This window comes from Pseudomonas sp. MYb541 (assembly GCF_037479595.1).
Taxonomy (GTDB): domain Bacteria; phylum Pseudomonadota; class Gammaproteobacteria; order Pseudomonadales; family Pseudomonadaceae; genus Aquipseudomonas; species Aquipseudomonas canadensis.
Genome location: NZ_JBBGYS010000003.1, coordinates 81,650 through 94,448, shown reverse-complemented (window position 1 = coordinate 94,448; position 12,799 = coordinate 81,650). Strand labels below are relative to the sequence as shown.

Annotated in this window: 14 protein-coding genes; 5 read left to right on the top strand and 9 right to left on the bottom strand. The window is 61.8% G+C overall.

Translation table 11 applies throughout. The features are described 5' to 3' along the window. The first annotated feature begins 129 nt into the window (after positions 1-129). Together WH299_RS02895 and WH299_RS02890 are read left to right on the top strand one after the other, a co-directional pair. Positions 130-471 (top strand): DUF6124 family protein, encoded by a 342-nt coding sequence (locus tag WH299_RS02895; protein ID WP_122729152.1) that lies wholly within the window; start codon positions 130-132, stop codon positions 469-471. A gap of 466 nt (positions 472-937) precedes the next feature. Continuing rightward, positions 938-2,089, top strand: coding sequence for a M14 family metallopeptidase (locus WH299_RS02890; RefSeq protein WP_339549557.1), 1,152 nt, complete (start codon positions 938-940; stop codon positions 2,087-2,089). A gap of 33 nt (positions 2,090-2,122) precedes the next feature. Here WH299_RS02890 and WH299_RS02885 read toward each other — a convergent pair whose 3' ends face one another. Beyond that, on the bottom strand, positions 2,123-2,662 hold the full coding sequence (locus WH299_RS02885; RefSeq protein WP_028616903.1) for a cytochrome b: 540 nt from the start codon (positions 2,660-2,662) through the stop codon (positions 2,123-2,125). Beyond that, the gene (locus tag WH299_RS02880; protein WP_122729157.1) at positions 2,659-3,741 is read right to left on the bottom strand and encodes a catalase family peroxidase; all 1,083 of its coding nucleotides are present in this window, start codon (positions 3,739-3,741) and stop codon (positions 2,659-2,661) included. Before WH299_RS02880 ends, WH299_RS02885 begins: the two co-directional genes overlap by 4 nt. A 183-nt stretch (positions 3,742-3,924) precedes the next feature. On the opposite strand from WH299_RS02880, the gene WH299_RS02875 reads away from it, so the two are divergent. Further along, positions 3,925-4,431, top strand: coding sequence for an RNA polymerase sigma factor (locus tag WH299_RS02875; RefSeq protein ID WP_122729159.1), 507 nt, complete (start codon positions 3,925-3,927; stop codon positions 4,429-4,431). Continuing rightward, positions 4,428-5,165, top strand: coding sequence for an anti-sigma factor family protein (locus WH299_RS02870; RefSeq protein ID WP_339549555.1), 738 nt, complete (start codon positions 4,428-4,430; stop codon positions 5,163-5,165). Before WH299_RS02875 ends, WH299_RS02870 begins: the two co-directional genes overlap by 4 nt. On the opposite strand, the gene WH299_RS02865 is transcribed toward WH299_RS02870, so the two are convergent. The 7 genes from WH299_RS02865 to WH299_RS02835 all read right to left on the bottom strand — a co-directional run bounded on the left by WH299_RS02865 (position 5,162) and on the right by WH299_RS02835 (position 11,469). Next, positions 5,162-6,139, bottom strand: coding sequence for a Csu type fimbrial protein (locus WH299_RS02865; RefSeq protein ID WP_339549554.1), 978 nt, complete (start codon positions 6,137-6,139; stop codon positions 5,162-5,164). The two genes, WH299_RS02870 and WH299_RS02865, sit on opposite strands and share 4 nt — an antisense overlap. Then, positions 6,136-8,430 carry a fimbria/pilus outer membrane usher protein gene (locus WH299_RS02860; protein WP_339549606.1) on the bottom strand — a complete coding sequence of 765 codons (2,295 nt, stop codon included), beginning with the start codon at positions 8,428-8,430 and terminating at the stop codon, positions 6,136-6,138. Before WH299_RS02860 ends, WH299_RS02865 begins: the two co-directional genes overlap by 4 nt. Before the next feature lie 139 nt (positions 8,431-8,569). Then, positions 8,570-9,358: a fimbrial biogenesis chaperone gene (locus WH299_RS02855; RefSeq protein ID WP_122729167.1), complete on the bottom strand. Its 789-nt coding sequence runs from the start codon at positions 9,356-9,358 to the stop codon at positions 8,570-8,572. Positions 9,359-9,383: 25 nt separating this feature from the next. Further along, positions 9,384-9,872, bottom strand: coding sequence for a Csu type fimbrial protein (locus WH299_RS02850; protein WP_028616910.1), 489 nt, complete (start codon positions 9,870-9,872; stop codon positions 9,384-9,386). Positions 9,873-9,874: 2 nt separating this feature from the next. Next, positions 9,875-10,417 carry a Csu type fimbrial protein gene (locus WH299_RS02845; protein ID WP_339549553.1) on the bottom strand — a complete coding sequence of 181 codons (543 nt, stop codon included), beginning with the start codon at positions 10,415-10,417 and terminating at the stop codon, positions 9,875-9,877. 18 nt (positions 10,418-10,435) lie between these two features. After that, positions 10,436-10,978, bottom strand: coding sequence for a Csu type fimbrial protein (locus tag WH299_RS02840; protein WP_323624301.1), 543 nt, complete (start codon positions 10,976-10,978; stop codon positions 10,436-10,438). Further along, a complete protein-coding gene (locus tag WH299_RS02835; RefSeq protein ID WP_431490645.1) occupies positions 10,972-11,469 on the bottom strand; it encodes a Csu type fimbrial protein in 498 nt (165 codons plus the stop codon). The genes WH299_RS02840 and WH299_RS02835 overlap by 7 nt, the downstream gene beginning before the upstream one ends. Before the next feature lie 215 nt (positions 11,470-11,684). Here WH299_RS02835 and zapE point away from each other — a divergent pair, with 215 nt between their 5' ends. Then, the gene (gene zapE / locus WH299_RS02830) at positions 11,685-12,779 is read left to right on the top strand and encodes a cell division protein ZapE (protein ID WP_339549552.1); all 1,095 of its coding nucleotides are present in this window, start codon (positions 11,685-11,687) and stop codon (positions 12,777-12,779) included. Positions 12,780-12,799 lie beyond the last annotated feature (20 nt).

Here is a 12,799-nt window from a genome sequence, read left to right as displayed (position 1 = left end):
CGCTGACAATACGTCACGCAGTTTTCAGGGCAATAAACAGTTTGTAGTAATCCATAAAATGACATGAATACGATACGTACTATCATCGGACATAAGGTTTTTGCCACCCACGACAGAGTACCGCCCCTTATGACGACCAGCCCGTATCCCCTACCCGAAACCCCTGAAGACCACGACCTGCGTAGCAGCGGTGCCGTCCGGCGCGCGTTGGACTTTTACTTGAAAGAAGATATGTCGACGACAGCCCCTGACGACACCCTGTTCGCCATCAAACCAGGCATCAGCCAGGAGGAAGCCCTGGTGCACGCCTCGGACCTGTTGCGCAGTGCCGCAGCTACGGCCTATGAATCTGCGAGCAGCCACCAGGGCAACCATCGCGACCTGGCGTTTTCGGTGGTGTACTTGATTGATATGGCGAAGGCGATGGTGGAGCGGTCGTTGCAGGCGCCAGCGGCTCGAGCGAACGGATAACAGGCGCAGAAGAAAAATATTTCTATCTCACGGATAAAAACATTTGACTTGCAAATGATAATGATTATTATTGGGCCTAGCTGATCGCGAGATCAGTCGATAGACCAAGGGACCTTAGGTCGGACTCTTGGAATATCTCCTCATCAGGCTAATCACGGTTTTTGACCCGGCTCTTTGGCCGGGTCTTTTTTTTGCCAGTTTCCCTGGCATGGCTTCAGGCTAATGAAGACTGTGTGTTGCTCGATGGCGCGCATGGTAGCAAAAGACCATCGTCAAAAGAAAGCCAGTCGAACGCTCTAGTCCAAACCTTTGCGAAATAGCGCTTGAGAATCAATCTCATAGATTCTAAGCTGCTGCGGCGTCAAGGATGACGCCCCCCTCCCCCGTGCAATAATTTTGCGTCCAGTCTTTACCTGACTCCTGTGTAATATAGCCGCCACAACACTCATATTCAGGCAACCAGACTATGACCGTGGCCTTGACCTCCATTAAGATCAGCACCGACTTCGACAGTGGCAATATCCAGGTACTGGATGCCCACGATTCCCACCAGTTGTTGCTGGCGATCAAACCCGACACCCGTAGCCAACATTTCCAATGGTTCCACTTCAAGGCCGAAGGCATGCACGTGGGTCACACCCACACTTTTCGCCTGAGTAACGCGGGTAAGTCTTCCTACCCACACGCGTGGAGCGGCTACAACGCCGTGGCGTCATACGACCATATCAACTGGTTTCGGGTGCCCTCGCGCTTTGATGGGGAAATCCTGCATATCAGCCTTGAGACCCGTGAGAAGCACGCCTGGATCGCCTATTTCGAACCCTACAGCCGTGAGCGTCACGACTGGCTGATCGAGCAAGCCTTGAACCGCGCCGGTACCCAACTGCTGGCAACCGGTAAAAGTGTTGAAGGCCGTGATATCCAACTGCTGCGTCGCGGCAAAGGCGGCGCCGGTCGACGCAAGGTCTGGATCATCGCCCAACAGCATCCTGGCGAACACATGGCCGAATGGTTTATAGAAGGCATCATCGAACGCCTGCAACAGGACGGTGATGATGAGTTGAAAAACCTGCTGAAAGTCGCCGACCTGTACCTGGTGCCCAACATGAACCCGGACGGCGCGTTCCACGGCCATCTGCGCACCAACGCCATGGGCCAGGACCTCAACCGCGCATGGCAGAGCGCCAGCCAAGCGATCAGCCCGGAAGTGTTGTTCGTGCAACAACAGATGGAAAAATACGGCGTCGACATGTTCCTCGATATCCATGGCGACGAAGAAATCCCCTACGTCTTCACCGCCGGCTGCGAAGGCAATCCCGGCTACACCCCACGCATCGAGACGCTGGAAAAACACTTCCGCAGCCACTTGAGCGGCCTGACCCGCGACTTCCAGACCACCTACGGCTACACCCGCGACCTGCCCGGCGAGGCCAATATGACCCTGGCGTGCAACGCGGTAGGCCAGCAATACGACTGCCTGTCACTGACCCTGGAGATGCCCTTCAAGGACAACGACGACGCCCCCAACGTTACAACCGGTTGGTCCGGTGAACGCTCCAAGCAACTGGGCAAGGACGTATTGAGCACGGTCGCCGATATCGTGACAGCCCTACGCTAACCCCAAGGAGCCGGCATGCCGGCTCCTACACACTCAGCGTTTACTCCCAGTCATGCTTTGCAACACACCATCGCGGCGGATGAACCCATGGAACAGCGCCGCCGCCAAGTGCAACAGCACCGTCAGGAACAGCAGGTACGCCAGAAATCCATGGGCCCTGCGCAGCACCGCGAACAACGGCGCATTCGCCCCCACCAGCGCCGGCAACTGCACCGAACTGCTGAGCATCACCGGGTCGCCGGCCGCCGAAATCATCGCCCAGCCCAGCAGCGGCAACACCAGCATCAGGGCATACAACACCAGATGGGACGCCTTGGCCGCCAGTACTTGCCACAGCGGCAAGTCGGCAGGCAACGGCGGTTGGCGTGTGGCGAAGCGCACGACCAAGCGCACGATCACCAAGGCCAGGATCGCGATCCCCAACGGCTTGTGCAGGTGGATCAACCATTCATGGCGCTCCGAAACAGAAGCCGCCAGGCCCGCGCCGATAAACAGCATGGCGATGACCATCAGCGCCATCAGCCAGTGCAGCAGGCGCGCCAGGGGTGCGAAAAACCGCGGTTGGGCATTCATGGTTTCGACTCCTGAGGGGCGCTGTGCAACGGGCTGACTTCACCGGCACGACGCAGGTACGAACTGGCGTACGCCGCCGAACGAGCGGCCAGCAACGGGTCATTGGAGGCTTCGATGCCGCTGGGCAGAATCAGTGGATCAAAATTGATATCACGGCAATCGCCATCAGCCTGCGGCTGGCTGCTTTGCAGCACCAAGGTGCCGGCGTTGATGACTTTATGCTCGCCAGTCCAGGCCTTGCTTGCATCGTCCACGGGGTCGCCGGGGTTGGCCAGGGTCATGTTCAACTGCCAGCGCAACGGCCCGATTGCCAGGCGCTGGACCAAGTCCTTTTCCAGGAAATCACTGCCGGCGGCGGCGAGATCGCCCGCCGCATCCTGACGCTGCGGCACCACGCCCCAACGCACGGCCTGGCGCTTGCCATCGGCCCCTACCAGGAAGAACGCGTTGATCCCATTGTAGGTTTCGGTCGCATAACTGGCCGAAGGCTTGGCGGTCTTGACCCACGCCAGGAACGGCGCAGTCTCGGGATGGGCGGCAAAAAATGCCGGCATGCTCGCCGGGTCCGGCTTGCCGGTGGCAGGCTGCGGCGCACCGGCCTTGAGCATTTGGTAGAACGCCTCGGGCGTGCCGACCGGGAACACCGGCATGCTGTTCATGCCGGTGCGCCATTGCTGGCCGTTGGCCTGGCTGAATTGCACGGCAAAACTGCGGATCGGCACACTGCTGTCCGGCGCGTAGGGGTTACCGCTCGGCAAGGCGAACCGACCGATCAACGGCGTCCTGGCCTCGCTGAATACCTGGGCGCTGGAATAGGCACGGCCTTCGGCACTGCTCTCGAAATACCCGGCCACGCACACACCCTTGGCGTGGTTACGCCGGAAGCCAGGGTGCACGCCGTTGTTGGTTTCCAGGGCATTGACCAGGGTTTTAGGACGCAGGCGCTGTGGGTCGAGGGTGCCATTGACGTAGGCGAAAGCCCCCGCCACAACCGCAACCACGGCACCGATACCTGCCAGGCGCGCGATCAGGCTCGCAGTGCTCAGCGGAGGACGGGGCGGTGATGAGTGATCTACCATGAAGGAACTCCAGGGCCGAAGGCCTTAGGGGTGAACATAAGGAGAGGTGAACATAAGGTCGGAGCATTAAGACGAACGCCGATCGGCTCTATTCCCTGGCCTTTGATTTATTTCCCAGGATCGGGAATAACCGTTCACGCCGCACGTCTCTCTAGTCCCAGCGTAGTGACCAGCCAGATTCCCATGCATGAACTCGACGAACAGTTGCGTGAACTCATCCCCAGGCTGCGGCGTTTTGCCGTGTCCCTGACCCGTAACGCCAGCAGCGCCGACGACCTGGTGCAGTCGACCCTGGAGCGGGCGATCATCAGCTGGGCCGACAAACGCGTTGAAGGCGACTTGCGCGCCTGGCTGTTTTCGATCCTCTACCGGCAGTTCCTCGATGCCCACCGTCGCACCCGGCGCTACGCGCGCATGCTGGAATTCTTCACCGGACGCGACGATGCGCAGCCGTCGGTGGAACGTACGGTGATCGCCCAAGCGACCCTGCAAGCCTTCGATCAACTCAACACCGAGCAGCGCGCGCTGCTGCTGTGGGTGTCGGTCGAAGGCCTGAGCTACAAGGAAATCGCCGAGATTCTTGAGGTGCCCATCGGCACCGTGATGTCGCGCCTGTCCCGGGCGCGCCAAGCCTTGCGTCAACTCAGTGATGGCGAAATTGCCAGCCCTTCCCTGCGGATACTCAAATGATCAGCCTGCCCCCCAGCGAACGCGATTTGCATGCCTACGTCGATCACCAACTGCTGGAGAGTGATCGCCGCATGCTTGAAACCTACTTGGCCGCCCACCCGGATGTCGCCGCCCAGGTCCACGCCTGGCAACACGACGCGCAGTTACTGCGTGCCGCGCTGGGCGGTGCCCTGCAACAGCCGGCCAACCCGGACCTGGACCCGGCGCTGATCCGCCAGCGCATCAAGCGTCAATCACAGCGCCATTTTGCTACGGCCGCCGTGCTGCTGATCGCTATCAGCCTCGGCGGTATCGGTGGCTGGCACGCCCGTGAAGCCACCCAACCCGCCCAACTGCCCATGGCCGACGCGATGCAGGCGTTCCGCTTATTCGCCCAGGACGGCATCATGCCCGCCGATTACAAAGTGCAGGGCAGTGGCACGATGCAGGCCTGGCTCGACCGCTACTTCAACCAGGCACACCGCCTGCCGGACCTGAGTGCTTCCGGGTTCACACCGGTCAGCGGGCGCCTGCTGACCACCGAGCAAGGCGCCGCGGCCATGGTGCTGTATGAGGACCCGCAAGGCCGGCGCATCAGTTTCTATATCCGCCCACCGGGACCGGAAAACGGTTTCCTGCCAAGGGGCAGCCGCAGTGCCGATGGTTTGCAGGCGCAGTACTGGTCAGGTGCCGGCTACAACTATGCGGTGGTCAGCCCGGTGGATCAGCCTGCCCCGCCGATGCTGAAGTTCTAGAAACCGACGTCGAGCACCACATTGTCCAGGTAGGTGCCGGCGGGTGGCGTGGTCTGATCGGTGTAGATCCTGGCGTTGTAGTTGAACACCTGGCTGCCGGTGCCCAAGCCATTGCCGGGGTTGATCTCGGCGGTGGAGCTGGCGCGCCGTGCAGCGCCGACGCTACCCCAGCGCGTAGTGCCAGCGCTTTTGAAGATGTCATAGGCCAGGTAGTTACTGCCCGAAATCATCCGCCGCCGACCGCCCACGCTGACGGCGTTCTGGCCGTCGCTCAACCCTACGCTGTAGGCACTGCCCTTGGTGCAGGCGATATTGATGGTCTGCCCGGTCACGGCGGTAAATCCGCTGATGACCGGGGCGCTGCCAAAGCTGATATTGGGCGCGGTGATCTGGCAGTCGTTGGTGACCGTCATGCTCACTGTCAGGGTCGCCACCGGCGGGTTGGAACTCTTGTCGCGTGCGAGGCACACATTGCCCAGGCTCAGCAGTGAGCAATAGTCCCAACTCCAGACAATGTTCAAGGTCTCGGTATAGACCCCCGCTGCCACGTTGCTGCCGGTAATGCTCCCGACATACAACGGCAGGGTTTTGGCACCGGGCCCGGCGACCAAGCCAAAGGACGAGGCAATGCCATTGGTACCAAAATCGAAAGCCACCCCGCGATTGATAGGGAAACTGGCGCTGTTATTGCCATAGATCGTGTAACCGATCACGTCTCCGGTCGGTCCCACCATACCTGACGTGGCAGAGGTAATAGTGGCAATGAAGTGATCGCTGCCCGGCACCAGCGCGATCAGGGTCGGCGTGCAGCGCAGCCCGACATTGGCAGTGGAACTGCCTTGCGCCGTCGTGTTCACCGTCATTGAGCTGACGGAGCCAAAACTGACCGGCGCGGTCGCCACCACCGAGCAAGCGGCCGACGCACTACCGCAGAGCAGCACACTGCCTATCAACGCAATGCCGCGCCCTCTCATTGGCACACCAACGGCCCAATCAACGGCACGCCCTGTTGCTGCTCGTCCATCTCGAACCGCGCCTGGCACGTACGCCCTTCACCCAACGTGACCTGCAACGTGTTATGGGCCGAGAGGTTTTCCAGGTACACCAGGCCATCCCAGCCCACCACCGCCTGCTGGCTGCTTTGCTCATGCACCACCAGGCTGCCGAGGGGCAATTCCTGATGTTGGGTGTCCACCAGCGTGACACTGGCTGCGAGCACCCGACGCAATGGAAACTCCAGCAGGTAGCCGCTGCCACGGCGCACCGACACACGCTGCTCCACATTCGGGCTTTGCACGTTGAGCGGGAGGTTCAGCGGATCGATTTCGTACTTGCCGCGGTAGTACGCGCTGCTCCACGGCACCAGCAAGTGGCCATTACGGTCGGTTTCACCCACCAGCTGGTTTTCATAGCGCACCGGGATCCCGGCGAAGCCCTGAGTACTCACCACCACAAACGCATCATTGATACGGTTGGCGGCAAACATATCGCCGCCCATCCACACCAGCGAGCCACTGGCATCCGCCCAACGCGTCTCGGCGTCACTGCTGCCGTACACGCCGGCCTGCAACTGCACCGACTGCAAGCGCCAGGTCAGGTCGGCCTGGCGGTACGCCGGTCCGTCGCCCTGGGCATAACCGAGGTTGTAACCCACCCCGCCTTCGCTCGGCACCGCGTGGCTGTAGTTGAGGCGCTGGCGACTGGCGCCATCCTTGCTGCGCTCGGTGCTCACGGCCAGGCTGCCGTTGAGGTCGAACGGGATAACCAACTGCGCCTGCATCGCCCAGTTACTGTCGCCGATCTCACGGTTGGCCGACAGGTAGAAACTGGTGTTGTGCCACAGGGGTTTGCTCCAGCTCAGGTTGAGCAAGCGCGTGCGCGAATCGTCCGCTGCCTGCACGTCGAAGTAACCTCCGCCCAGGCTGCCGAAGCGCTCAAGGTTGAGGCTCAAGGTCACTTGCTCGCTGCGTTTGCTGAGGCTGGCATAGGGAGTGTCGACCAGGGTCAGGTCGGCGTACTCGTCGCGCCGTTCGACCCGCTGGTACGACAGGCTGTAGCGCGTGCTGTTGTATGAATACCCCAGGCTCAGTTGCTGGCCGCTGCGCCCTTCGAACTGGCTTTGGCTGACGGCAGTGTTGAGCACGCCGAAGTTGCCCAGCCGCAGGTTGCCACCCAGGCCGCCGAGGGTCAGGTCACTGGAGGCTTCGGCGTGGCTTTCCAGAGTCAGGTTGTCGGAATAACCATAACGAAAGGTGCCGCTGGCAACGCCAGGGCCATAGGCGAAATCCTTCAAGGTGTATTCCCGGCGCAAGGAACCGGCGGCCACCGAGAAATCCGTCAGGCCTTTTTGCAGCAGCGAACTCGTCACATAAAACGGCACCGTGGTCGACACCTGGCGACCCAGCGCGTCGGTGGTCACCACCACCGCCTCACCGGCACCATTGATAAATGGCACGTTGGTCAGGGTGTAAGGCCCTGGTTGCAGCAACGCGCTGTCGGATTTGTAGCCGTTGATAAACAGGTCCACCGACGACGGCACCGCGGCCTCACCGGCAAATTGCGGCAAGGGGTAGGTCACCAGGTCCGGGCGCACGGCGAAGTCCCGTGAAAATTGCACCCCACCCAGACGCACCGAGCTGCTCCAGGGCAAGGCGCCGCTGATCACGTCACCGGCCTCGTAGGTCAGCAGTCGTTCGTCATCGGAGAAACGCCAGGTGGTGTCATAGCGCCGGTAGCCGTTGTTGAAGGTACTGCTGCTGACGCCATCGGCCAAGGTCTGGCGGTATTGCCCGGTATTGGACAAGGTGCCCCAGTTGTCGAACAGCCGCACTTCGTTCCAGGCGGCGAGGTAGCTGCCGCCTTCGTCGGTATCGTTGAAGTACAGGTCATAGTTGAGCAAGGCGCCGAAACTGCTCATCGCCTGGGTGCGCGGGTAGGTGTTGCGGTTGCCGATGAACTGTTCCTTCAGCCAGGCAGGCGGCACATCCAGCAGCAGGCGTTGACCATTGCTGTCGTAGTCACTGTGCAGGCCTGGGATGGTGTCCAACGCCACGCTGCCACTCAGGTCACCGGGTAGCTTCATGCCTACATCCTGCAACGCACTGGCGGGGACATAGAGTTGCCCGGCACGTTGATCGACCGCGATGACGCGACCGGTGTCCATCTGGTTGACCACCAGCTCCAGAAACAACTGTGCATCGGCGACAGCCTCCATACTGCTCGGCGGCGGTGGCAGGTCGCCAGCCACGCCCTGGGGCGCAACCATGGCGGCCCATAGCCCGCTTACCACTGCCACCGACGGCCATAGACGACGAGCCCGACCACGACTCACACATGGCGTTGTGTCCTTCAATGGACATCTCCATCCGTTTAAATCCCGGAGCGTCCCGCCCCGCTACACTCGGTTACCGCTTCGGCGCCAGGTTCTCCAACTGTTGCGCACCGTTGACCCTGACTTGCAGGGGCTGATCAGCCGACAGCGCATCCGGCACTGGCCAACGCATGGTCGCGCCCGGCAACACGTAGCCCAACAGGCCATCCACCAGGGGTTTGGTCTGGCCGCCCTGTTTGAATGAGGCATCGGTGAGGCGCGCATGCACGGCGCCCTGGTTACGCACCTCGATGTAGTTGCGCCCCGCCACCGTAACCTTGTGCCAGCTCAAGTCTGGCTTGCCTGCTCCCTTGGGGTCGCGCTGGCGTGTGCTGTCTTCCTTGCTCCACAGGCCGGCGCCATAGGCAAACAGCGGCACCGAGTAACGCATCTGGAAGCGAATCGCCGCCGCAGTGTTCTTGCCCTCCGGCGGTGTCGGCACCTGCAAGGGCGAAGGGATTTCATCGATGATGATGCGGTAGGCCAACTCTTGCCCCGGCGGGACTTCGCGGGTGCGGGTCAGGCGTACCAGTTGTTTCTGCCCAGGCTCGATTCGCGCAACCGGCGGGCTGCCGATCACATCGCGCTGGTTCTGGTATTGCTCGTCAAAGCCGCTCTGGCTCCAGGCGAACACACGAATCTGCAGGCTCGCGGTTTCGCTTCCACGGTTTTCCAACCACAGTGCGCTGGCCTGTTGATCGGCCTCCAGCACCGGGTCGATGGGCCAGATCAGCACCGAACTGGCCGCTTGTACGAACCCCGCCGTGCACACCGCACTCAAGGCAATACCCGCGGCCCACAGCCGCCGGGAAGGTGAACGCATAACCCCACTCCTTATACCGATTGCCTTACCACGTCAGCTGCACCTGCAGCGTGTCGCTGTATGTCCCCCCAGGCTGATTGCCCGGCAATTGCACCCGCCCGTAGATCGGCAGGCTGATGTTGTTCGCATCGCTGTACGCCACATTGACGCTCTGGCCGATCCCCAGGCTCTGGCTGAACGCCGCATCCCGAAACAACTGGTAAGCCACCCGCGCGCTGCCGCTGTTGAGCTGCAGATTGCGCCCGGTGCTGCTGTGCAGGCCGCCGTCGACGCTCATGCTCAATGTCACCCCCGGCGTGCATTGCAAGGTGACACCCCCGGTCAGCGCCGCCGTGACCGTACTGGTGGCCAGCGCCGAGTAACTGCCGTAGGTCAACGCGCCGTAATTGGAGCCCCCGCCCACAATCAGACAACCCGGCGTGATAGTCGCGCTCACCTGGAAGCTCTGGCTGGTCACCGCCGACAACGGCAGCGGCACCGCCAGCCCACAGGCCAGCAACACTCTGAGCCACATCGCTAGAACGTCAGTTCCACGGCCACGGTGTCGGTGTAGGTGCCGGCTGGCAGCCCCGCCTTGCCCACCGCCCGACCGTAGAGGTTGACGGTTCGCGCCACGCCGGTACTGGTGGCGAGCGTGATCACGCCGTCAATCGCCAACAGCGCGGAGTGGCCGCTGTCGGTGTAGAAGTCGTAGGGCACGAAGTTGCCTGCACCGTCGGCCAACGCACGACTGCCACCCGGGGACGCACCGTCATGGGCACCGGCACGCACCTTGACCGCTGGCGTGGTGCCGCTGGAACACAGGATCGACAGCGCCCCGCCGGTGCCAGTGCCGCCAAGCAACTGGGCATCGGCGTTGGTGAACAGACTGTTGGTAGTGCCAAAGTTCAAGCTACCGAAGTTCAGCCCGGTCGCGGCACCGGAACCGTTGACCTGGCAACTGGCGATCAATATCAGGCTCGATGTGATCTGGCCGGTGACCGTGGTTGCCGCATTGAGGTTGGAGGCCATTGCCAGCCCCAGCGCACAAGCGCCTAATCGCGAAACAAGTACATGCATGGTGTTCATCCTCTTGAGTTACCAGTCCAGTGTCACCGTCAACGTGTCGGTGTAGATCCCTGCCGGTAAGGCACTGGTATTTGCCACCACGGAGCCAAACACCGGGATCGGTATCTGGGTGCCCTTGGCCACGACAAAATTGCGTTGCTGGCCGATGCTGTAGGTGCTGCGACCCTGTGGATCGGCGGACAGCCGATACGGAATCATCTGACGCCCATTGCTCAGGCGCCGCGTAGTGCCATCGCCGTTGGTGCCGCCGTCGATAGTCACGGTGAAGCTTGAGACCGAGGGGTTGCACGACACCGCCAGCGGCGCCTTGTCGCCGTCGGAGACCGCTGCGCCCAGCGTGTTGTTCCAAGTCGGTCCCTGGCTGCCGAAGTCGAGCATCGCCGTACCGCCCGTGGGGTTGACCGGCGCGCTTTCGACGCCTTTGCTCACTTCACAACTGGCGGTGATCACCAGTCGCGCCTGGATAAACCCGGTGGCGACAGCCGCCTGCGCGTCATCCGCCAGCACCAGCAGGCCTCCCATGGCCATCACGGCCAAATAGCGGCTTACCATGTGACAGTGACCTTGAGCAGGTCGGTGTAGCGGCCGACGGCGGGGATGTCCTTGAGCGGCTCGATGCGCCCATACAGCGGCAGGTCGACGAAGCCTGCGTCCGGCACGCGACCACTGATCGGCACATCCACCGGCAACGGCACGCGCCGCGCGGCGTCGGCATAAATTCGATAGGGAATAGGTTTGATCAAAGGGGCAGCGCTGAGGTAACGCACTTCACCGGTGCCGCCATGCAGGCCACCATCCACACGCACCTGATACGGTGTGTCCGGGTTGCATTCCAGCCGTGGCTGGCGCTGACTGATCAATGCCGCACTCAGGGGCCCGGCCGGGTCATCCAGACGCGCGGCGCTGCCGAAATCCAATACGCCAAGCTGCTCGATGCCAGCACTGCGGGTGGTGCCCACCAACTGGCAGCCCCGCTGCACGTCGATACGCACCTCCACCTGGAGTTGCGCCCCGAAAGCCGTGCTGCAGAGCATCGCGCCCATGACTGCCAATACTGCTCGTCCCTTCACTGCCCCAAATCCTTGTACAGGGGTGACTGCTGTGTAGAAGGTTAGTCACTCAACGAGAAACTGCCAGTCGGGGCAGGCTTGCAAGCGTGACATGCCTTTTCGAGATAGCACGCAACGCCCTTCTCTATTGGTCAAAACGCAGCAGTCGCCCTAAAGTGAGCGACCACTGAAATACAGAGTGACTCGCATTGGCCGCGCTTTCCCTGATCCGTCGCCTGCTCGGCAAGAAAACCGACGCCCTCGACGCCTCACCTATCCCCGCGTTCTTCCAGCAAAAAGCCGAGCAACAGGGTTATACCCTCAGTGCCGGACAAACCCGAGCCATTGCTGCCCTGGCCCGAGAAACCCAGCATCTGCTCGCCGGCCGGCCCACCCGTAGCCTGTACCTGCACGGGCCGGTGGGGCGCGGCAAAAGCTGGTTGCTGGACGGTTTTTTCCAAGCGTTGCCGATTACCGAGAAGCAGCGCGTGCATTTCCATGACTTTTTCGCGCGCCTGCATCGCGGCATGTTCACGCATCGTGAACAGGACGATGCCCTGGCCGTGACCCTCGACGAACTGCTGACGGACTGCCGGGTGTTGTGTTTCGACGAGTTTCACGTCCACGACATCGGCGACGCGATGCTGATCACGCGGCTGTTCAAAGCCTTGTTCCAACGCGGTGTGCTGGTGCTGGTGACGTCCAATTATGCGCCACAGGGGCTGCTGCCCAACCCGCTGTACCACGAGCGTTTCAAGCCGGTGATCGACCTGATCGATGCGCGCATGGAGGTATTGGAAGTCAGTTCGCCCCAGGATTTTCGCAGCCTGCCCCAGGCCCAAAGCACACAACGCTTTACCAGCGGTCAGTACGTTTGGCCGGGGACTGCGCGTCAGCGCGAAGCCTTGGGTCTTCCCGCTGCCGACTGCCCGCCACAGCCCCTGGCCGTCGGCAATCGGACGTTGATCTGCCGTCACCGCGCAGGCCGCTCCATCGCCTTCACCTTCAGCGATCTTTGCGAGCAGTTGACCGCAGTAATGGACTACCTGCTGCTGTGCCGGGACTACGATCACTGGATCATCGACGGCCTGCCTCAACTGGCAGACTGCCCAATCGCCGTGCAGCAACGTTTTATCAACCTGGTGGACGTGCTCTACGACCGGGACAAGCACCTGATCCTGATCGGCGCGCAGCCCCTAGACCTCGCCCTGAGCGGCCAGGCCATCGACCTCGCCCGCACCGCCAGCCGTTTGGGACAATTGCAACAGGCTGACCCGCAACCGGCACCCGACCCGGTATCATGAGCGCCATTGATGCCCCTTTG

Bases quoted from the DNA above. Each gene is read 5' to 3' on its own strand.
- WH299_RS02895 (WP_122729152.1), top strand. From the start codon at position 130: ATGACGACCAGCCCGTATCCCCTACCCGAAACCCCTGAAGACCACGAC.
- WH299_RS02890 (WP_339549557.1), top strand. From the start codon at position 938: ATGACCGTGGCCTTGACCTCCATTAAGATCAGCACCGACTTCGACAGT.
- WH299_RS02885 (WP_028616903.1), bottom strand. From the start codon at position 2,662: ATGAATGCCCAACCGCGGTTTTTCGCACCCCTGGCGCGCCTGCTGCAC.
- WH299_RS02880 (WP_122729157.1), bottom strand. From the start codon at position 3,741: ATGGTAGATCACTCATCACCGCCCCGTCCTCCGCTGAGCACTGCGAGC.
- WH299_RS02875 (WP_122729159.1), top strand. From the start codon at position 3,925: ATGCATGAACTCGACGAACAGTTGCGTGAACTCATCCCCAGGCTGCGG.
- WH299_RS02870 (WP_339549555.1), top strand. From the start codon at position 4,428: ATGATCAGCCTGCCCCCCAGCGAACGCGATTTGCATGCCTACGTCGAT.
- WH299_RS02865 (WP_339549554.1), bottom strand. From the start codon at position 6,139: ATGAGAGGGCGCGGCATTGCGTTGATAGGCAGTGTGCTGCTCTGCGGT.
- WH299_RS02860 (WP_339549606.1), bottom strand. From the start codon at position 8,430: ATGGTTGCGCCCCAGGGCGTGGCTGGCGACCTGCCACCGCCGCCGAGC.
- WH299_RS02855 (WP_122729167.1), bottom strand. From the start codon at position 9,358: ATGCGTTCACCTTCCCGGCGGCTGTGGGCCGCGGGTATTGCCTTGAGT.
- WH299_RS02850 (WP_028616910.1), bottom strand. From the start codon at position 9,872: ATGTGGCTCAGAGTGTTGCTGGCCTGTGGGCTGGCGGTGCCGCTGCCG.
- WH299_RS02845 (WP_339549553.1), bottom strand. From the start codon at position 10,417: ATGCATGTACTTGTTTCGCGATTAGGCGCTTGTGCGCTGGGGCTGGCA.
- WH299_RS02840 (WP_323624301.1), bottom strand. From the start codon at position 10,978: ATGGTAAGCCGCTATTTGGCCGTGATGGCCATGGGAGGCCTGCTGGTG.
- WH299_RS02835 (WP_431490645.1), bottom strand. From the start codon at position 11,469: ATGGGCGCGATGCTCTGCAGCACGGCTTTCGGGGCGCAACTCCAGGTG.